13 protein-coding genes are annotated in these 22,396 nt (G+C 47.8%); all 13 read right to left on the minus strand.

Annotated features, from left to right (window positions below; all coding sequences use genetic code 11):
- Nucleotides 1-97 precede the first annotated feature (97 nt).
- The 13 genes from MKX51_RS28685 to MKX51_RS28745 all read right to left on the minus strand — a co-directional run bounded on the left by MKX51_RS28685 (nucleotide 98) and on the right by MKX51_RS28745 (nucleotide 22,388).
- Nucleotides 98-541 (minus strand): hypothetical protein, encoded by a 444-nt coding sequence (locus MKX51_RS28685; RefSeq protein WP_340946569.1) that lies wholly within the window; start codon nucleotides 539-541, stop codon nucleotides 98-100.
- A gap of 251 nt (nucleotides 542-792) precedes the next feature.
- Entirely contained in the window at nucleotides 793-1,515 is a 723-nt protein-coding gene (locus tag MKX51_RS28690) for a response regulator (protein WP_036699238.1), read from the minus strand.
- A 4-nt stretch (nucleotides 1,516-1,519) separates the two neighbouring features.
- The gene (locus MKX51_RS28695; RefSeq protein ID WP_340946825.1) at nucleotides 1,520-2,677 is read right to left on the minus strand and encodes a sensor histidine kinase; all 1,158 of its coding nucleotides are present in this window, start codon (nucleotides 2,675-2,677) and stop codon (nucleotides 1,520-1,522) included.
- A 57-nt stretch (nucleotides 2,678-2,734) separates the two neighbouring features.
- Nucleotides 2,735-5,449, minus strand: coding sequence for a stalk domain-containing protein (locus tag MKX51_RS28700; RefSeq protein WP_340995750.1), 2,715 nt, complete (start codon nucleotides 5,447-5,449; stop codon nucleotides 2,735-2,737).
- A gap of 286 nt (nucleotides 5,450-5,735) precedes the next feature.
- Complete coding sequence (locus MKX51_RS28705; RefSeq protein WP_340994716.1) at nucleotides 5,736-9,764, minus strand: Ig-like domain-containing protein; 4,029 nt, start codon at nucleotides 9,762-9,764, stop codon at nucleotides 5,736-5,738.
- 225 nt (nucleotides 9,765-9,989) lie between these two features.
- Complete coding sequence (gene metK / locus MKX51_RS28710) at nucleotides 9,990-11,192, minus strand: methionine adenosyltransferase (RefSeq protein ID WP_076084485.1); 1,203 nt, start codon at nucleotides 11,190-11,192, stop codon at nucleotides 9,990-9,992.
- Between the two features lie 207 nt (nucleotides 11,193-11,399).
- On the minus strand, nucleotides 11,400-11,672 hold the full coding sequence (locus MKX51_RS28715) for an alpha/beta-type small acid-soluble spore protein (protein ID WP_209868427.1): 273 nt from the start codon (nucleotides 11,670-11,672) through the stop codon (nucleotides 11,400-11,402).
- 188 nt (nucleotides 11,673-11,860) lie between these two features.
- A complete protein-coding gene (locus MKX51_RS28720; RefSeq protein WP_340994717.1) occupies nucleotides 11,861-12,430 on the minus strand; it encodes a hypothetical protein in 570 nt (189 codons plus the stop codon).
- Nucleotides 12,431-12,516: 86 nt separating this feature from the next.
- Nucleotides 12,517-15,276: an Ig-like domain-containing protein gene (locus MKX51_RS28725; RefSeq protein WP_340946564.1), complete on the minus strand. Its 2,760-nt coding sequence runs from the start codon at nucleotides 15,274-15,276 to the stop codon at nucleotides 12,517-12,519.
- A 589-nt stretch (nucleotides 15,277-15,865) separates the two neighbouring features.
- Complete coding sequence (locus MKX51_RS28730; protein WP_036721689.1) at nucleotides 15,866-16,207, minus strand: hypothetical protein; 342 nt, start codon at nucleotides 16,205-16,207, stop codon at nucleotides 15,866-15,868.
- A gap of 126 nt (nucleotides 16,208-16,333) precedes the next feature.
- On the minus strand, nucleotides 16,334-20,254 hold the full coding sequence (locus MKX51_RS28735) for an S-layer homology domain-containing protein (RefSeq protein WP_340946562.1): 3,921 nt from the start codon (nucleotides 20,252-20,254) through the stop codon (nucleotides 16,334-16,336).
- Between the two features lie 197 nt (nucleotides 20,255-20,451).
- Nucleotides 20,452-21,579, minus strand: coding sequence for a glycosyltransferase family 4 protein (locus MKX51_RS28740; RefSeq protein ID WP_036721693.1), 1,128 nt, complete (start codon nucleotides 21,577-21,579; stop codon nucleotides 20,452-20,454).
- A 113-nt stretch (nucleotides 21,580-21,692) separates the two neighbouring features.
- A complete protein-coding gene (locus MKX51_RS28745) occupies nucleotides 21,693-22,388 on the minus strand; it encodes a WecB/TagA/CpsF family glycosyltransferase (protein WP_340994718.1) in 696 nt (231 codons plus the stop codon).
- Nucleotides 22,389-22,396: the final 8 nt, after the last annotated feature.

A 22,396-nucleotide genomic window follows, 5' to 3' on the forward strand; every position in this document is an offset into this window, starting at 1 on the left:
TCAATCCCAACGCCTCCTTATCTTTTAGAGCACGCCAAAAAGCACACCGCCCCATTCCTGGAGAGTGTGCTTCACCCGTAACTTACATATTTAGCTGTCATTCGCCGGGCTTGGATGGGGATCTCCCTCTTCCCGGCAACCGCATCATCCGCAGCGGCAGCAGCGGCTCCTGAACCCGCAGGTCTACCGTAACCCCCTGCCGGAGCTCTTCCCTGCCCGTAAGACCGAAGAACGGCACCGCAGGTGCAAATTCAATCGAAGAGTTATGATAAGCCATCCGTGAGGCTACCGCCATGGTCCTGTCTTCTGAACCGTCATCCACCAAGGTGACCTGCAGGGGCCTGCCGATCCAGCAAGCATACACTGCAAAAACCCTGAGATACCACTCCACCACGGCCTCATGATTACGGGTAATCAGAATATAGTGAAGCCGCTTACCAGTCCGTGCTGCTGCCCGGGTCTTTTCCCGATGATGCAGGAGTTGAACAAGGGCTGCTGCGGATGCATAAATAGAGATAATCCAGATTAACTGGGCGATCATGAAGATGCACCTCCCTCTTATACCCACACTATATGCCGGTGATAAAAGGACGGTGACAGCCCATTAGCGCGGGAGCCCTCCCGCCAGTTTAACTTAGGGTACATATTTAAGTTAGCATTTTGCAAAATTCGAATAGAGTGCGGACTGAAACAATACTATGGCTGCAGCTCTCAGCTGCATACAAGTTATGTACCGTTTATAAGGATCATTAGGATTCTCCAAAACGCTCAGTTAAAAGTTTATGAGGGAAGCTATAAAGTTACCCAGCCGTATTTGATCGAATTAATTACAGCCTGCGTACGGTCATCCACTTCCATCTTTTGCAGAATACTGCTGACATGGTTTTTGACCGTCTTCTCACTGATAAACAGATACTCCCCAATCATCTTGTTACTCTTGCCCTCCGCCATCAGCCGCAACACCTCTGCCTCGCGGCGGGTCAGCGGATTGTTATCGCCTGCAACGAATTTAACACCGGCTTCCTTCACGGCCGTCTCGGCCATTGCGCCAGTCTCGTTAAGGTACGTCATGCGCCGCAGCTGATTAATCAGCTTGCCGGTCACCTTCGGATGGATAAAAGCATGCCCCTCGCATACAGAGCGGATCGCATTAATCAGCGACTCGGCCTCCATATCCTTCAGCAGATATCCGTTCGCCCCCTTGCGCAGCGTCTCAAACACATAGCTTTCATCATCATGGATCGAGAGGATAATCACTTTGACATCCGGGAACATTTCACGGAGCTTTTGTGTAGCCTCCACACCGTTCTCAATCGGCATATTGATATCCATCAGCACGATATCCGGCTTGTTGCCGTTGCAGAATTCAAGCACCTGGATGCCGTCCCCGCATTCGCCAATGACCTCGATGTCATCCTCCATATTCAAAATACGCTTAAGCCCTTCACGAAACAATTGATGATCATCGGCCAAAAGAACTTTAATGGGCGCTTTGCCAGAGTTTTGGTTCTCCATCACATTACTCCTTCCCCTTTTCCACATTCGTCGGAATGTGAATTACGATTGTTGTGCCCTGGTTCTCGGCTGATTGTATTTCCATTCTTCCCTCCAGCAATTCCACGCGTTCGCGCATACCCACCAGACCGAAGCTTTCCCGGTTGGCTTGTTCACTGATTTTTTTCACATTGAAGCCTAAGCCATTGTCTTTCACGACAATCTTGATCAATTGAGCCTGATAAGTAATCTCTACCAGTACGTAGCTCGGGTAAGCATGCTTCGCCGCATTGGACAGACCCTCCTGCACCAGCCGGTATACCGCCGCTTCCATTGCCGAGGACAAACGGTGCTCCTTCCCCCTGGTTTCAAAAGAGGTGCGGATCCTCGTCTTCTCCTCATAATCATGCACATACTTCCGCAGAGTCGGAATCAGCCCCAAATCATCAAGCGCCATCGGACGCAGGTTGAAAATCACCTTGCGCATTTCTTCCAGGCTGTATCTTACCTGCCCCTTTAAGTCTATTACTTCGGCTTGTACCAGCCCAAATTCCTGCTTTACCAGCATTCTTTCTACAATTTCCGTCCTTAGGACTAGATTCGCCAGCATTTGAGCAGGACCGTCATGAATTTCCCGGGCAATTCTTTTCCGTTCCTCTTCCTGAGCCAGGATTATTTTGAGTCCAATCATCTGGCGGTTCTTCGCAGATTCGACAATTCGCGTCACTTGACCTAGTTCTCCGGACAGATATTCCAGGACAACGCTCATTTGCGAACCAATCGATTCGGCACGTTCTACAGAATTTTCGACACTGCGAACCCGCATTTGCAATTCATCGCGTCTGCTCCGCAGATAAGCTTCTCTCTCCCTGGTCATCATCAGCTCCAGCTGCAGCTCCGTCGCCTTCTCATAAGCAATCCGGATATCCTTCTCCGTATAGCGGACAAAATCCCGGCTGACCTCTGTCAGCCGGATCCGGGAGCGGTGGTACTGCTGCTCCAGCTTGTCTACCTTTTGCAATGTTTCATCCGTTTCTTCCATGACCCGCTGCAGTTCTTTGTTGAGTGCAGCAAGCTCATCCCGTGCCACCTGCAATATTTCGAATATCTGATACTTGCTGCTCTCCATCACGTCGATGGTGTTTTTAATCACCCGATCTATCGCATCGGCTTGAAATTCCACGGATGCTTGCCCCATTTCTATCGAATCGTATTAAAGGCTTTCCTTTATACTAACATATCACGATTCGATAGTTACGGTCTTAGTGTTCTGTTCCCATTTTACAGTGAGTCCGAGCTGTTCTGTCACGAGTCGAAGCGGTACTAAAGTCCTGGCATTCAGAATCATCGGTGCTACTTCAGCACTCTGCCGCTTCCCGTTCAGTACGAACTCCTTCTTATTCACGGTCAGATCGAGCGCCTTAGAGCCCCGAAGGACCATAATCTTCTTTGTCTTCGCATCCCAGACCGCATTGCCGCCGAACGCGTCCAGAACATATTTTATCGGCACATACGTACTGCCGTCCTTCACGATCGGCGCGACATCAATCGGCCGCTTGGTACCATTAACCGTCATCGCCTTGCCGCCAATGCTCATCGCCGCTGTCCCTTTGGGCAGTCCCGCCTCACTGGAGAGCGATGGCATCACGAAGGAAATATTATCAAAAGCCACTGTCCCCGTCTTGGCCCGTTCATCCTGGCCTTCTTCTACATTTACCACGTAAAGTCTCTTAAGGGAAGCTGGGAATTTAATCCCTGAGCCGGACAGATCGATATTAAGCGTCTTCCAGCCGTTCCAGTCGATAACTTTCGCCAGATCAATATAGGCCGTCTTTCCGCTGGCATCTGTCAGCTCTGCACGCATCCAGTTCAGGCTCATGTCCCCCATCACATCGACTGACATTGAGGTTGCCGCCGCCGGAATATCCTTGCCCTTTGTACCGTTGAACTGGGCGTATGCGTACATTTTACCGGTGCCAGCACTCATATCGTAGCTAAGCGATAAGACCTTCGAGCCTGCGCGCTCTGCGCTGCCCGCAGCTACTGCTGCTGTTCCAGTGACGCCTGCCGCATTGGTTGTGAACGCGAACGGATAATTGGCATTCTCGAAATCCTCCCACGCCGTAGCAGCTGCAGTAGACAAGACAACCGCCGTGCTGAAGCCGTCATAGCGGGCAATCGCATATCCGGTAGTTACGCCGGGATCGACTGCCTCCACTTTAAGCTTGCCGTCCCCCACACTTCCTTTGAAGCCGATGAACTCCCACTTCAGTGCGGTTGCCGGAACAGCTATCGTTGCTCCGCTCTTCGACACCGCGTTAACCGGAACCGATACTGTGGCCCCTGCTTGCAGCGGTGCAGTTGCTGTACCTGCAATCAGGCTGGACAGGTCTTCTCCGCCCAGAACGGTGACCTCGGTCTCGGCACTCGCTGTTCCGCTGGTCGCCTTCAGCTTGACGGTTCCCGGCTTGACGGCCGTGGCTTCGCCCGCATTCACAGTGACACTGCCGCCGCTTGCGGTCCAGGCCGGATTAGCCGCCGCTACATCCACCGGATTGTAGTACGTATCATACCCCTTTAGGGAGTATGTGGCCTTTTGCCCGATTAACAGTACCGAACTGCCGCTGATCTTGATCCCTTTCACTTCACCTTGCGGAGCAGAAGTATAGACCCCTACGCCGTTAACGATTGTGCGCTGCTCCTTGCCGTATTCGGTATTGAAGGTAAGTGTAGTCGAGGTTTCAGCCAGCGGGCGGTCTACCATCGTTGTAGAGCCCCCTCCGTCCAGATTAATCCCTTTCCACACCCCGATATTCGTCATGAAGGATTGCAGCTCTGTCAACGACAGACCTGCACTATTGCTGTTCTTCTCGGCTGCAATGACATATACGTACCTGCCATCCTGGGAATAGCCCAGCGCTGTACGCGCCCGGTACCCGCCAATGCTGCTTGTAGAACGGGAGAACGACGACGCCTTGCCGTTATTGACCAGAATCGTATGCCCCCCGATCATCATCTGCAGCGTAGAAGGATCGAGCTCCTGCTGGGTGGTTTTGGAACGGAGCTTGTATGTGCTGCTTAGCTTCTGCCCTTCAACTAAATGGGCCTTGACAAACTGGGCAGCCAGCCCGTGTGTACGGAGAATATAGCCTCCCTTGGGCACCTTGACCGGCAGGGCCGAATCCAGCGAGATCTGGGTAATGATATCATTCTCTACCAGGACCTCCGTCGGTGTAGTAGAGCTGCCCTTAGGCCGCTCCAGCGCTGTCCATGCATCCGTATAGATATACGCGGCATTAGCATGACTGTAAGTCGAACTGCCGCCTTCGGGATTGTAGGCCCCTTTGTTGATGCCGGACAGCGGGAACTGGGAGCCATCCTCTGCGGTCAGCATCCCCTCAAATGTATATTCATCAATCATAGGTTTACGGTCCTTGGTTACTGCAAAAGCATACATTCCGTTCAGCTGTGAAGGAGTGGACACCAGCACACCGCCGGATACCTGACCGCCAATCGGTGCACCTTCTCCCCCGGTATTGAAGTAATCCCCGTTCACCGCCGCGACCGCACCTGTCTCAGCCGCCATGCCCCCGGTGCTCTGCCGTGTCGTCAGATTCCCGCCTTTGCCGGTCATTACATCCAGTGAGACATAAGGATTATTCAGATCGACACGAATGACGCTGGCCAGTCCTGTCGCACTCTTACCGGAACGCACCGTGGTAAATTTGTATTTCATCATCATCGCACCGGAAGTGATAACCTCTTCACTCAGTTTTGTCGCCGAGAAGGACGCTGCTGCTTGTGCTACCGGCGCAGTGCTTGCGCCCAGCCATCCTGCACCTTCACTCCCGACAACCGGCATGATCCAGATTACACCCGCCAGAGATGCAGCAATCCATTTTTTAGCAGGCGACCATTGATTTCCCCGTGTGTGCTCTGTACTCTTTTTCCCCATGAAAAACTCATTCATTTCAGTGTAACTCTCCCATCTATTTGTACTCTTCTACTTCGCTATCAAGCTCCCGATATCAGTTCATAGTAATAGACTATACCTTTAATAGACTGAATTCAGCTCGAAAAGTTGCGAAAATTGGAGAGAACTAGCAGGTTTTACCGGCTGGGCGGAGTCACGCTGGAGCTGTCCAGGCATGCTAAAAAGACCTCTGAACGCATAAAACCTCTTCCCGCAAAAAAAGCACCCGGCCCATAGACCGGATGCTCTGCTTAACTATACAATCCCCTTACAAATAGCCTGCTGTCTTAAGCATCCGCTGCAGCATGACCGCAGCCTGCCCTCGGGTAGCATTACCCTGCGGCTGGAATTGCGTGGTGCTGACTCCCTGAATAATCCCCGCCTTGACCGCCTTGGCTACAAACTCGATACTCTGGCTCAGGATTTTCGCCCGGTCCTTGAACGGGCTAAGCGTATCCATCACCGATGCACTCAGCGTCACCGATTGCCCCGTGTACTCCAGCGCTCTCACCATCATAATCGCCATCTGCTCACGGGTAATCTTATCCTCAGCACGGAAGGTCCCGTCCGTATTGCCGGTGATGATGCCGGCTTTGGCAGCGGCTTCTATGAAATCACTTGTTTGTGTAAAAGGACGTACATCCTTGAACTGGGAAGCTCCACCGCGTACTGCCTGTAGACCTAAGCCCCGGCTGAGCATCACAGCGAACTCAGAACGGGTGATCGGCTGATCAGGCTTAAACACAGTTCCGTAGCTGCTATCGATGATATTTTTGGCGGCTAACTCTGCTACAGCCGTCTTACTCCAATGGGAGGTCATATCTCCAAATGTACGCAAGGAGATAAACACCCCCACCACCTGGTTACCATTCGTGCGTGCACTAACAACGCTATTACTGCCCACAGTAGCAAATTGGGCCGGCAAATAAATAGCATCATTGTATGTCGAATCTACGCCAGCAGCCATTGTTTGTGCGGAGTTCAGTACAGCAGCATTACGAACAGTGTATTGCCCTTTTACATTTAACTCTTTGGCGTTGGAATAGTTATCTTTAATAGAACCAGTTAGACGTAAATCTATAAGACCGGTAACGTTACGCATGGCCTGACTTCCTATTTTTTGTTCGAAAGAATAGAACGTCCCGCCTGGAACACTCTCCATACGCAGAACAAGTGAGACCTTATCGATATCTGTCCCCAAACTAGCAATTAGCGAATTCACATCAATATCGCTTAGTTTTACACCATACATATGATCTCCGTACCGGATGATCAGCTTTGCATTTTTGTTGCTTGCGGCTGCATCCGATAGTGCTTTTAATGGAACGGTAACATAGGCTGATTTCTCTGTAGAGGGAACCTCGAATACCAACTCATCCGCACCTGCAAGCTTCAGATATTGATAACTGGCAGCCATTCGCTCTGCATTCAGATCATATCTTTTAACCATTTGCTTGTAGACCGAGAGATCTGTAACCGCAAGAGCAGAATCACTCTTCAGTAGCGGGTACTCCTTGCCAAACTCACTGGCAGCCAGGGTTCCCAGATAAGAAGGGCGGCTTCCGTTGCCGGTTACACCAGTGGTCAGATTCTGAACAGACAATGAGTTGAAGGAAGGAAGCGAGTTCCCGTTCGTGTCTGTAATCATCCCCGCTCCAGACAGGTAAGAGAGCTCAACCTTTTGTCCGGCCGTCACTGCTTGCGAGAGATTCAATTTCAAAAGAGTTCCGGACAGGCTGAAATCCTGAACATCAATGCTGCTTCCATCAGCCTTTACCCCAAACTGATTGACATACAATTTCGAAGAGGACTGCATGCTCTTGGTAAAGGTAACATTAAGTTCATTGCCTTTCACCGTAGCTACGCTGATCTCGGATACTATCGTGGCTGAAGTTACAGACACTGGCTGAAGATCAACATAGGCTGCACGATTACCATTCAGATCACTAAGTCCAAGAGTACCTGGAACATAGGATACCGTCACTGTTCCGCTAAGCGGCAAAGCAGTCTGAAGGGTCAATGTAGCCTGCGATCCACTCACCGATACATTAGTAACATAGTTGGGTTTGCCGCCAACCAGTACAGAGAACTGGCTATTCATCGGTAAATTGGTTGTGGACAGGCCTTCGTTATAATTCAGAATGATCTTATTGCCCGCACCCGTCGCATTCTGGAACACCGGCGGCACATTATCCTTACTGTTACGGATGTTAAACTCAGCGAAGTTGGCGATATTCTGCCCCAGAGAGCTAACCAGCGGATACGAACCGGCGTAGTAGGATACCCGGACCGACTCCGAATTGCCCACCTCCGAACCTACTGTTAAATACAAGGTGTTGCCGCTGGAGCTGACAGAGTTCACCCCAAGAGAGTAGCCGTCAGTCGTTACCACAAACTGATCATACGCATAAGGAGAGACTATTTTGAGCGTATCATTGAAGGTCAGTGTCACCGTTCTGCCAGTAATTCTGCCTTCTTTGGGTGTAGGGAGCGCCGATTCTATAGTATTAGTGATCTGCTGTCCAGAAAAGGTAGGCGCAGCATTCCCGCTCGTATCCTGAATTGTCCGCACGCCGCCGGTATAGCTGATTTTTACATTCTGGCCTACAGCTATGCCTGTGCTAATCACTACAAATACACTATCTCCTTGAATATAGGCACTCTCAATATTCCGGACTTCCTCATTGACGGTTACGCCGAAGCTGGAAGCCAGCAGCGCCACTGAAGCATTAAGTGTCTCATTATACCTCAGGCGGATCGTCCGGTTATTCTCCAGCACTGCGCTCGTCAGCGAGGGTGGAGTCTTATCTATGGCCACAGTACGGAAGCTCCAGGACTTGGTACCGCTTAATCCCTCATACTGCACACTGGGGTCTGCGGCATCTGTGAACGCTCCTTTGGCGATGTCGATATAATAGATCGTATCTGATTCCAGCGCTGCGGACGGCTTAATGATGAATTCTTTAGCAGAGGAGCCTTGCTGAACTACCGCATCCACTTTAGATCCATTGCTTTTGTATAGAACAACCCCGTTCGCGACTGTGCTATTGTAGACAACCTCCCGGTTGAAATTAACCGCAATCGTTTTGGAGATATCTACTGATTCACTGCGGTCCGCTGGTGATAACGCAGCTACAGACAGACTTGTCAGTGATGCCGTCGTGAACGTCCAGGAGTACGGGCCTGAAGCCGGAAAGAGATGACCATCCTGATCATAAAAAGCTCCCTGCGGTATAGTCACTGTATATAGTGTACCGCTCAATAGCGGTGAAGCTGCGGAGGCTGGCAACAGAGTGATTGTCGAGCTTCCCCCACCGGTAACATTCGTTGAATTGACATTCAACCATCTTGTTCTAGGGTCCCCTACACCTGGAGCGACCGAGATTACTCCAGAGGCCGGACTCATCGGGCGGTCGAAGTATAGCTTCAGGGCTCCACTAACCGATGCGCCAAAAGAGGCATTGGCCGGAGCCGTAGATGCAGAGATAGTACCCGTGCCGACCGTGGAGAAGCTCCAGCCGCTGCCGCTTGCTATCCCCTGATAGGTTGTATTATTAGCATCCTTGAATGCATAAGCGTCGATAAGCACATAATAATTCCCGCCGGACGGAAGCTTATTAGCCAGTGTCAACGTCACCGTTGTCGAGGAATCTGCACTCTGGAAGGCTACCCCAGGTTCTCCATCTCTGATCGCAAACTCCTGTATAACCGCGTTATCCGCTGACGAGAGCAGCCTGACGCTGCCTCCTCCGGCTGTAAGGACTCCAGATAAGCGTATACTCAGCTCCGTTAAGCTTGCAGCCTCTACCCTGGAATTGATGGCAGGAGACACGCTGCTTGCTGTAATCGCCGGATTTACCTCCGGGGCTGTCGTGAACTTCCAGCTTGTTGCCGCAGATTCATTGCCTGCACTATCCTTGAACAGCCCCTTAGGCACACTTACACTATATGTTTTGTAGGGAGCAAATTTAAGGCTGGCGCCTAGCTTGATCTCGTAGCTTGACGAGTTTCCGATTAGTCCTGCACTCCCGATTGCAATTTCCGTAAATACCGTTTCGGCATTTACATCTGTAATGGTGATTTTCCCGGCTTGCGGGATCACTTGGCGGTCAAAGCTAAGCCCCAGTGAAGCCCCGACATTTACAAAGGCAGCCCCATTCGCAGGAGCAAAGCTGATTCCGAATTCTGAAGCGGCGTATACCGCTGATGTATGTATACCGATAGCCGGACTGCCCAGACCAAGCAGCAGATTGCCTGCAATGATAATTGCCGTTCCTATTCTTAATTTCTTTTTCATTCTTAAAAAAACCCCTTTCAGCCCTTCCAGCACTTCTTGTATTTGTATACTGTTATATTTCGGCTAAAGGGCTTCCAAAGTTTAGAAGATGACGGCTGAGGGCACATCAGCTTACTTTTTTCACAAAAAAAAGCCCATATAATCCCCCCTGATGAGGGGTACTATATAGGCATGATTATAATTTGATGACATTATGCAAACTAGCTCAATTCATTTGCTGCAACTTTAAATTCCGGACTGGGCTTTTAACAAATCCGCCTTATCCACGCGTTCCCAAGGAAGGTCCACATCGGTACGGCCAAAATGTCCATAAGCTGCTGTCTGTCTATAGATAGGCTTACGCAGATCCAGCATTGAGATGATTCCTGCTGGACGAAGATCAAAGTTATCGCTGATCAGTTGAACCAGCTTCTCCTCACTGATCTTGCCCGTTCCATATGTATCCACATTGATCGATACAGGGGTAGCAACACCGATAGCATACGCCAATTGAATCTCGCACTTGTCAGCAAGGCCGGCAGCGACCAGATTCTTCGCTACATAACGAGCCGCATAGGCTGCAGAACGGTCCACTTTGGTCGGATCTTTACCGGAGAAGGCTCCGCCGCCATGACGGGCATAACCGCCATATGTATCCACAATAATCTTGCGTCCAGTCAGACCGGCATCTCCTTGAGGACCACCAATCACAAAACGGCCAGTAGGATTAATGAAGTATTTAGTGGCTTCATCCAATAGTTCAGCCGGAACAACCGGAAGAATGACATGCTCTTTGATGTCTGCCTGAATTTGCTCAAGGGTAATTTCTTCTGCATGCTGGGTAGATACCACGATCGTATCCACACGCACCGGCTTGTCGCCCTGGTACTCAATCGTAACCTGGGTTTTGCCATCCGGGCGCAGATATTTCAAAGTTCCATCTTTACGGACTTCCGCCAGACGCCGGGCAATCCGGTGAGACAGGGCAATCGGAAGCGGCATAAGCTCAGGTGTCTCATTCGTAGCGAACCCGAACATCAGACCTTGGTCACCGGCACCAATGTTAGCAGTCTCTTCAGCTAATGACGCAGGGTCCCGATGCTCAAGAGCAGCATTTACACCCTGGGCAATGTCTGCCGATTGCTCGTTCAAGGAGCTAAGGACAGCACAAGTATTATAATCAAAGCCAAACTTCGCGCGGGTATAGCCAATTTCCTTAATAGTATTACGTACGATTGCCGGAATATCAACATATTCAGACTTAGTGCTAATTTCCCCGATGACAAGCACGAGACCTGTTGCTACAGCTACCTCACAAGCTACACGGGCATTAGGATCGTTAGCAAGAAATGCATCTAGTACCGCGTCGGATATCTGATCACAGATTTTATCGGGGTGTCCTTCCGTTACGGACTCAGAAGTAAACAGATGACGCCCTTTGATCGACATACACAACAACCTCCCATATTGTTGATCTGACACTGTATTCAAGGGGGCTCCCTAGTAGATAACAGGCCAAATATAAGTAGTAGAATAATTTATGATGGCCAATGCCTGTTTTATTCAAAAAATGAACCTTTTCCGGATGGAAAAGGTCTAAGGCCTTCCTCAAAGGTCATATTATCTTATTTACCGGTGGCTGTCAATTGAAGCCAGTTATGCGAAAAGAGACTGCTCGGCCTGTTTGATCAACCTCTTTGTGATTTCCCCGCCAACAGATCCATTATCTCTGGAGCTTAGATGCCCCAGATATGGAGTTCCTCCAGAAACGCTTGCTCCGCCAATCGTACCCAGCTCAGAAGCAAACTCTGTGTCCATCCCGCCGCCGTACGAAGCTCCATATAATCCGAATTCAGAAGCAATTTCATATTGCATTTGTTTCAGCATTGCCCGGCTCTCTGGTACCACAGTGCGATTTGTACGTGCCATGTTACAGCACCTCCTGCGAATTTTTTTAAGATTACAGGTGGTATTGTGTACGAATCCCAAAGGCCTGAGTCGGCTTAATGTTTGTCAACTGTGGGAATGAGTTCCGGGGTATATGAAGACCCAATATAGGGCATTCTTTATATAGAAAGAAAAATGTCGATTGAAGTGTACTTAAAAAAGAATTGCAGCTACTTCAGAGTATATGCACCACGGACCATAACAACGATTTTCATCGTTTGACCGTCCTGTACAGCGATTCCACGGCCATCCCGTGGAAAAGATAACAGATGATTCGTAGGCGCAGCGACACCATTCGCCAAATCGACACCATCCGTCAAGTCAGCTACCCCATTAGCATCTTGGGAATAAATAACTGCTTTGCCGGCACGAACAATGAATTCCGCACCTGCTCCAGCGATGAGAGTCTGGCCTGGCTTCACATCAACAATTTCACTGGCATTACCCGTATTGCCTGTATCACCCGAACTGGAAGCCGGCGCTTTGGTAGGAGCTGTGGTTGCAGCCGGTGCATTAGTTGCAGTAGCAGCCGGAGCCTGAGTAGGTGGACTAATTGTTCCACCCTGTAAAGCCTTCTGAATCTGCTGGTCCACATAGCTCTTAGTAACCACCGGGTCCTCTGCCGTTCCTGGCTGTGATCCGACACCGGCACCTTCAGCCTTTAGGTTAAGCATAGATCCAGCCCACAGGCCACCCGCCAGCAGCACTGCTGACATCGTAACTTTCCAAGCGGTCTTCAAAAGTAATTCCTCCTCATAGTGGGATAAATGGCTATAAAAAAAGAATAGCCTCCGAAGAGGCTATTCTTACTTGCAGTAATCGGAGATTACTTAACAGTGATGGAAGTACCAGTGTTAACATTGTTACCTTCAACGTCAGTGATGTTAGCCACAGGAGCTACATCTCTAACTTTCACAGTCAATGTGTAAACAGTGTTACCATTAAGATCGATAACTCCATTTGCATCGTTGAATGTTACATAGAACTTATCGGCCACAGAAGCATTACCGATAGTAGCAAATGATGAAGGCTGTACAGGAGTACCATTCAGCGTGAAGATAAAGTCATTAGCATCTGCATTCTTAACTGCTTCAGAGAATGTCAGAATCATTGTTTTGCTGTCAGAAGCAGATACTACAGCAGAAGACAATGTAGGTCTAACTCTATCACCCAGTTTGATGACCTGTTCAAAAGCAACGTCCAAACCGTTTCCGGCAGTATCCACAATACCAGCAACTGTGAACTTGTAGTTTTTAGTTTCGCTAATGCTGGACTTAGGAATGTGAACTTCTGCAACTCTTGTAGTGCTGCCACTTGTTGCAGGAAGCAGTGTTACATAAGAACCTACTGGAAGTGCAGCGTCAGCCAACGTATAACTGTTATTATCTTGAAGCGATTTGATGTTAAGTTCTGAGTTATCCGTAGCAGTTACACGGATTACGTAATCTGCGCTAGTCTCAACCTCAGTTTGGTATACAGCGCTGATAACTGTTGGTCTTTCAGTATCAGTAGATGCACTGCTTCCTGTTACAGGCAATACTGTTGCAGCAGATTTGTTCTTGGCGTAGCTCGTATCAGCCGCAAGGCCTGCAGGCAGACGAAGAGTTTGAGCACCAACTACAGCAGTCGTTCCTACTTTGAATGTCAAAGACTTGCCATCATTAGAACGGCCAGTATAAGTCAGATCAGTATTAGCAACACCAGTAGAGTCATTGATCAAAGTCAGACCATTAACATTACCATAAGTAACTTCTTCAGAGAACTTGATAGTGATACCAGTTCCAGCTTTGTAAGTTACGCTAGTTACCGTTGGAGCTACTGTATCCTTAGTGAAAGTGATTGGTTGGGACAGTGCAGTTCCCAGAGTGTTACCAAGTGTATCACGAACACTTGCTCCGAAAACAATTGTTCCTGTGAATGTTCCACTCTCAGGCAGGCTCGCCATAGTTGAAGTCAAGATAAACGTCTTGCCATCAACACCAGCATTGATTTGCATAACACTCTTCAGTTCACCGTTAGGGTCGAGCAAACGTACGCTACCTACCAGAGAATTGAAATCAATGTTTTTATTGAATACAACTTTAACTTTCTTGTCGCCTTCTGCAGTCGCGCTTACGATTGTAGGAGCAGCGGAATCAGCAGTTACAGTGACTGAAGCTTTTGTTGGATTAGGGTTAGCAACATTTCCCGCATAATCAGTCAGATTAGTCAGGGATACATCATAAGTTGCGCCACTAGTCAATGCAGAACCAGTGTTCAAAGTCACTTCGTCAAGTGGAGCATAAGTATCGCGGCTCACACTTGCTGGAGCACCGTTAACGTATGCGATCAATCCAGCAGTTTTAACTGGCTCACTCAGTTTAACGTAAACTTTGTTTGTTGTTGTTTTAGCAACAGAGGATACGGAAGCAACAGTTGGAGCAGTAGTATCAGCAACAGTCAACAGGTTAGTGAAGGCTGGGATAGCTTCTCCGGCAGTTGTTTTCACGCTGTCCTTAATTACAACAGTGTAAGTACCTTTAAGATACTCACTACCTGCAAATGTGATCCAAGCTTCTGTACCGTCGGAAGCCAGAACTACGTTTGCGTTATTAGCATTCACCAATTGATCGCTGTTGTTAACACGAGTTACTTTAACAACTTCATCAATCAATTTCGCGCCGTTAGCAGTGTTTTCAACAAGAGTTTCTCCATCAATAGCACGGTTGAATTTAACAACCAGTTGCTTAGCGTTTGGAGCAGTTACGGAAACTACCTTAGGAGCCTGCAGAGTTACTTTTGCAGTGTAGTCCTTTTCAAGGTGTTTGAAGTTGATTGTTGTTTCAACGCCTGCTACCAGAGCAGTTGTCAATTCAACGTTTGCAGTAGTTTTGTCAGAGAAAGTTACAACTACTTTGGTTGGGCTTACTGCTTCAGCAGTAGCAACAGTCAATGTAGGAACTTTACCGATTTGGTCAGCATAGTAAGCTGTTTCAACTACCAAAGAACGAAGAGCGTTAGCTTTGAAGTTGGTATCTTTAGCTACCAGACCAGCGTTGATAACTGCTTGTGCATAGCCTTTAGCCCATACAGATGCACCGTTATCAGTTGTAGTTGGTTGTTCCAGCTTAAGAGCGATAGCCAATACTTTAGCTACTTCTTCAACAGTTACTTTACCGTTGTAGTTGAAGATCCCTTTAACAGTATCTTGACCCTGCATCAATCCTGCTGCAGTAACTGCTTCGATGTAAGGAACAGCCCAGTTTTTAGCGTTGTAACCTTTATCGTTGTAAGACAACTTGCCAGTTACTTCAGTAAGACCGAACAATTTAGTAACGATCTTAGCGAATTCTCCGCGAGTCAGATCTTTATCAAGATGAGCCTTTCCATCCGGGAACCCATTAACAACACCTTTTGCTGCTAAAGCATCAAATGCTTGTTGTGGAGTTACCTTTGCTGTTTCACCAAATGCTACAGAGGCAAACATCGAGAATGCCATTGCTGTAGATAATGCTACGGATAAAATTTTCTTCATAACCTTTTTTTCTCCTCCTTGGACATTCATGAACTGGGATTTTTCTTTAGTTGTGTAGCTCATATCACTCATTTGTCGAGCACCCCCTTTCCCGAGTTGAGCAGATTAAGTATAAATAATGTCTGTGACGGGTATCACAGAAACTTGTAAACAGCTTCAAGGCATAGTAATACTAGATTCCTAATTCTACCTAAGTATTATACAATGTGCCTCTAGTCACGTAAAGCTAATTTTTCCATTTAGCAATGAACAGTGCCTTGAGGGCATTCCGCAATTGCCTCGTGCAAGTGACTCTACACCTTAAACGCAATAGTTTCAAAAAAGTTGCGCTTTGGTTAAAAATTTTTTTTCTGCCCTGCTGTATCCCTGCCCCGATACTCTAGAAGATACAATATGTATGTTCTACTAACTATTGTTAATGTTGGGTGGCTACGGGAATCAGTATAGCATAGAGGCATTCCAAACGTCATTAAACAATATTTGCTAAGTTTACAAACAAATATTGCATACTGAACGTGGTGTTTTTGTTGACCAGCATTCGAGCTAATAAGTATATACCCACATTGCAACAGGGTTAACACATTCCCGGATAATGATTGACATAAAGAAAGGCTGCTGAGATCAACTCAGCAGCCTTTCCTTCAACTCAGTATATCCAGGGCTATCGAATCTTCATCGATAGCTGTATTAACTCCTGGCGCTTCTCAGGACTTGCATTTACATTCTCATACATGGCATCAATCGCTGCGCGGTTCTCACGGTAGGTCTTCTCATGCTTGATGGTGCTATGGGACCAATCGATCAAAGCATTCTCAGCAATAACCAGTTCATTATAAGCATCATGGAAGCCAGTTGCTTGGACAAGCTCTTCCATTACCTCCTGAGTGATCTCCTGCAGAGCCCGCTTCGCTGCAATTTCCTTTTCCATAACCTTTGCTCTATTCTCAAACATATTCTTTGCTTTCGTGTAATCCAATTGTGCTTTTGATAAAATCGGTTTCATCGATGGCTTTCACCTTTCACGTAAAAATGGTTTCTTTGACATTGTAACGCAAATGGGAGCAGATTACAAAGATGTCCGAATGGTAATTTAACCTGAATAAGGTTTTTACTCTAGGACTGTTACTGCCTAGCTCAGGGTTTTAGGGAAAATTGTAGTGCTTTTCTTCAAAAGCTCCACAGCAATTTTACCAGCCTCAGCTCTGGTCATATTGGCTTTAGGATTAAAGTTGTACGAAGCCTTCTTTTGTCCCGTAGTGGTCACTTCAGCCCCATTCATAATTTTAGCCTTTGACACGGCCTGAACTGCGGCTAATGCATAAGACTCTATCTTACCGGAATCCAGGAAGGACTTGGCTACTGCATCCTTTAATTTCTGATCATTAACCGGCAGCTTCAGCTTAAGTGCTCTGGCAATCATCACAGCCGCTTGCTCACGCGTAATCGGTTGATCTGGACCAAAAACCCCATCGGTAAGTCCAGTCACAATTCCGGCTCTGGATGCTGTCTCAATATGTTCATAATCCCAGGTTACTGAACTGGCCCCTGGAACCAAATCTGAATAGGTCTTATTACTATCGTAGTTAAGCGGCAGATTCAAGCCCTTAACAAGCAGGGTTGCAAACTCTCCTCTTGTTGTCTGATCGTCTGTGCCAAACTGTTCAAAACGAAGATTATTCATGATCCCCTTGGAATACAGGGCATTAAGAATGTTCCGGGCCCATTGGTGATTCGTAATGTCGTTATAGCCACGGCTCATTTTCATAACCTTGTAATAACCAAATTCATCAAACGGAACACTGATTGTATGCTTGTTGGTATCCACAGTACCACCAATATTCACCCATTCACGGTTGGAGTTATATTGGAATACAGTGACAACAGTCCCCGCGTCATCAACAACATTGGAGTCAAAAGCCAGTGTTAGTTTCCCCCGCTTGGATGGAGTGATCTTGCGTTCTGCCGGAGTCTGCGGATCACCGAACAAACCATCTACAGAATATGGAGCCAGGCCATTCGTTGCAGGAATGTACCCTCCAGTCGATACTGTACCCAATTCGCCCAAGCCTCCGCTAATCCAGTACACATCGGATATTCTTACAAAGTTACTGCTCTCATATGGAGAACTGAATCGAAGTGAGAATTCATCGGGAATGGTCCAGTTAGGAATTCCGCTCTCTTCAAATGTTACCGGGAAGCCGATGACATTGCCATAATCGTTACGGCGTTCCACCACTCCTGTTGTCGGTTCAGCAATACCGAAGCGAAGTTTGGTATCAGGATAGAACTTCTTCAGATTGCGTGTATCTGTACTTTGCATTACAGTCCCTTTCGGGAAGGTCAATTCCAGCTTCTTATTAAATACACTGTATTTGTCCGCTACCTTAGGCGCCATGTATTGCGAATCAACTGCTACAGTGCCCGTATAGAATATTGAGATAGTATCTGTACTTGTACTGCTTCCTCTGACAATTTGAATTTTGATGCTGTTTGCCTTATCTGGCTTCAAGCCTACGTAATCCAGAACGAACCTGCCTGGTCCCAGATCCGTTCGCTTAACGGCCTGCTCTTTGTCAATAATTACATTTGTAGCTCCCTCAGCCTCAATATCGAAATGAACAAAGTTCTTATTCACAACATACTGAGTCCCTACAGAGGGCTGAGGAGACAGAATGCGGTAAGCACTAACCTCCCGGATCAGCTCCAGCTTCTGGCTAGTCTTGGCACCCGTGCTGTTGATTAGCTCAAGCGTATAGATGTAGGTTCCCGGTGTATCATTAGTAAGATCCTGAATCCGCATTACGAAGTCCTTTTGACTGCCAGCAAAGCTGGTGGTGTAACGTTGATCTGCAAACACCGGGCTTGCTGTATTAGCAGCACTGGCGTTAGCCGGAATATCAAGCGACAATATATTTTTGGTACCCAGGTTCAGGTTCAGCTTCACAGCCCCGCTGCCTCGCAGCACCAAATCGTAGGTTTTTAGACTAGTTGTATACTTTGTTTCATTATAAATAAAATCAGGTGTCAAATTGAACAGCTTCGTGAGCAGTACATCCGTTGGTCCAAAATTAGCGTCCGGGAATGTAGGTCTCCCTGTGCCTAAGGCCGGCTGGAACTTGCTGATGGTTGATACATTCTCATCGAGAATATAGACGCGCAGCTCCTTACGGACCTCACGGACCTGTCCTTTTTCATCTACCCCTGTTCCTGTCAGAACAATTTTGTTCTCTCCAAATACGATGGGTCCCTCTTTGGCATCAATCTTTAAATCCACTGAAAAAGTACCGTCACTTGGGTTGGGCCATTTCTCAGTCCCAGTAGGCTTCATTTTTATTCCATTCACATACATTTCAGCCAGGAAGTAACTACTTCCCAGATTAAAATCGATATACTGTCCTTTTACGTTCAATACTTTGCTCTCGCTGGAGTTAATCACATAAGTCTGTCCATCCGTAAGGTTGGATACATAAATATAGCTCTTGGAAGCAAATGAAATATTTACGTCCTTATTTGAGGAAGAACCACTAATCTTGAAGCGAACAGTCTGATTTCCGTTCTGGAAATCAGTAATTTTAAAGATGTGCTCTGTAGACGATGGCGACTTCACCCATTCAGGAGTCAACACTCTGGTGGACAAAGGCAAATATTGTGCAGTTAGATTAACAGGTGTGGTTGTTACTGCCGTATTGGTTTTGACCAAGATATAGAATTCTCCAGAATCGACCTTAGCCCCATTCAGCGCTACTCCGGCAGGTACTATCCCTGTTGTTGGGTCATATCCCGGCAAATACTTCATATCTGTAATTACAATGTTATTCTTCATATACTGAAAATCAATGGACCGGTTAACGGTCTTGGTTCCATACGCTACTGAAAGATTGTGCGTCTGCTTTTCTAAACGGTTAGCCGGTGTTGCATTATCCTTGTTTAGAGTCAGAGGGATTTTAAAGGTTACCAACCGATAAGCAGGCGCATCCTTAATTGGGGATGGCACCAAAATTTCTTTATCTCCTACCAAAGATACTTTGCCATTGCTTTGAAGTTCTAATCCTCCTCCATATTCAATAGCAGGTACTACACTATCCAGCTTCACAACTGCCGAACCGCTGAAAGGCACTCCGGCATTGTCTGGAACCATCATCTGGACAAATAGGCTGGCAGTATCTTTATCCTCTGTCATCACCGGCTGATCTCCGTACAAGAGGTCTTGCCCTTGACCGGTACTATCCCCTAAGTACATAGCGACTATTGGGTTCTTCTCATCATAATAGAAAATTGAATATTGAAAGCTGAGTGTGTCAGAACCATTCTGTACAACCAGCTTAAGGCTGTTCACCCCAGGCTTAAGCTCCATACGCTGGGAAAAGAAAGTGCCATCCTGCAATAATGATGTGCTTGAAGCAGTACCATCATTAAGAGAAACTGTAACCTTAGTAGCATTCTGGGCCTTACCTTCAAGTGTAATTTCCTTGTTAGCTACCACCAACTGAGCGCCTTCATTCAAATTCAGCTTCTCTGATCCCCCAAGAACCTGAAGCTTCTCCACATAGGGGACCTTATCAAACAGAACATAAAATGCTTCTGAGCGGTCATTGCTGCCCTGTGATCCGGTCAATGTTATCCGGTTCATACCAGGATACAGGGTCAGATTGGCACTGAAACGGTTATCGGGGCTGTCAACATCCAGTTGGACCACTCCCGGTGTTACGTGTGTAGGATCTTCCAGCCATTTGTTGTTCTGCTGATCCCAATTTAATAATTGTACATTTGCTCCGAGTGTAGAACTCGTTACCTTTGTAAAGGTACCTGTAACTGTCAGGCTTGCATCTGTCACCTGCAATACATTATCTCTGGCAATTTGCTTTGACGGCACTGAAGAAGACGGAAGTAAAGTCAGATCAACCGTATTCCGCAGCTTTTGATTATCCGGTGTAAAGTAACTGGTCGGCTTATCTGCAGCCGCCGCAATATTCATAAGTCCAGGCGGGACTAAGGATACCAATAAAGCGAGCAGAAGTGTCCAGATAAATGTTTTTTTCATGCGCTGCATGTCATTAACCTCTCCCTTTTGTTGATGATAATTATTTTATCGGTCCAGCAGCCCATAATATGAAGGACTCCGCCCAACTTTTCTGTAAGCGGCATCCAGATCTGCAATAAGACAAAAAAAAGGGCGTACCCTTATGGAAGGTTACGCACGGATATTTAATGAAACAATTTGTGAATTGTATTCAGCTTCAAAAGAAATTATAGCTTACTGCCCCGCTCTTGCCCAACCTTCATCCGCATCCGCAAAAACAAATCAATCACCGGGCGCTTGGTCTTGCTGATGACGCCGGTGATCTCTGCGCCGATCTGCAGGAAGAAGAGCATGACGCAGATGACTACGAAGGTAACCCAGTTGGCTTCGTAGAGCGAAGCGGAGGTCTGGATGACTGCCAGGATACCGAAGAATGCGGCAATGCCGTAGATAATCAGTACCGTCTGGCGGTGGCTGAAGCCCAGCTCACGCAGGCAGTGATGGAGATGGCCTTTGTCCGGAGCGAAGATCGGCTTCTTCTGCAGCTTGCGCCGGACGATGGCGAAGAACGTATCCGATAACGGAACTCCGATAATCAGGAGTGGTGTGATGAATGAGACCACCGCAATCTGTTTGAAGCCGAGGAGTGCAAGCAGTGCCAGGCAGAAGCCGAGGAACAGCGAGCCCGTATCTCCCATGAAGATTTTGGCGGGATGGAAGTTGAAGAACAGGAATCCCAGAATGCTGCCCAGAAGCAGCAGACAGAGCAGGGCAACCATGGTGTTCCCCATCAGGAAGGCCATGACGGCAATCGTAGCAATGGCAATACCGGATACGCCTGCTGCAAGCCCGTCCAGCCCGTCGATCAGGTTCACGGCGTTCGTGACGCCGACAATCCAGAAGATCGTCAGAGGGATGGCAATCCAGCTCTCCAAGGAAGAATAGCTATTATGAAAAGGAATATTTACGAAATCTACCGTGATGCCAAACCCGAAAACTACAATACAGGCAGCGGCAATCTGGCCCAGCAGCTTCACTTTGGCTGATAGCTCAAAACGGTCATCCAGACCGCCGATCAACACAATCAGGCCTCCGCCGCATAGCAGCGCTTTAATGAAATTAGCCTCCCGGGGAGTGAAGTCATACGGAATAATCGGTAATACGGCAAGCAGGCCTAACACAAACGCCAGAAATATGCCGAGTCCGCCAAGGCGGGGCATGATCTTCGTATGCACTTTCCGGGCATTTGGCACATCTGTCGCACCGATCTTAATGGCGAATTTCTTCACGAACGGCGTCAAAAGCAGTGCAAGCCCCATGCACACAACGAATCCGGCGATGTATATGATTAACATGTGAAAAGTCGACCTCCATTTCTCTACCGCATTGAATTATACGCTGAACCAAAAACAAATTCCAATACTGTTTTTAGGCGATACCACGGATTTTTTCAGTAAATTTCCTCATTTTACTGGTCTTTTGTGACTTTATCTTTCTCTCGTACCACTTTTACTGCGAATTTCGGCAGCGCAAGCATTCTTTTGTAACGTGTAGGTTCCTTGAGCAGCCGGTATAACCATTCTGCCCTTAATTTCTGGAAGGCCACAGGGGCACGGCGGCTCTTGCCGGAGATCACATCAAAGCTCCCGCCGACACCCATCATCACCGGGATCTGCAGCCGGGCTTTGTATTTGGCGATCCATGGCTCCTGGCTGTCCGCTCCTCTGGCAACAAAGAGCAAGTCAGGCTTCGCTTCAAGGATTCCGCTCACAATTTGTTCATCCTCTGCCGGACCAAAATACCCGTCATGATATCCTGCGATGACAATACCGGGATATCTTGTTTGTAACCGGGAAGCCGTCTCGCGAATCACCTCAGGGGTTGAACCGAGCAAATATACTCTCCAGTTATAGCTTTCGCCTTGGTGCAATAATTCATGTAAAAGATCAAAGCCCGCTACACGCTCAGCTACAGGCTCCTGACAATAATTCGCGGCCCACACCACTCCGGTTCCGTCAGGGACGACCAGCTCTGCTGATTTCATAATCTCCATATAAGACGGATTCTCCAGCGCCGCCATGACCATAATCGGATTGGCAGTAATTACCTGATGAGGCTCACGCTTATGAACCGCCTCTGTCAGATAGGAAACGGTGGTCTTCATATCCGCCT

Origin of the sequence: Paenibacillus sp. FSL M7-0420 (assembly GCF_038002345.1) — a bacterium.
In the GTDB taxonomy this organism is placed as follows: Bacteria; Bacillota; Bacilli; order Paenibacillales; family Paenibacillaceae; genus Paenibacillus_AQ.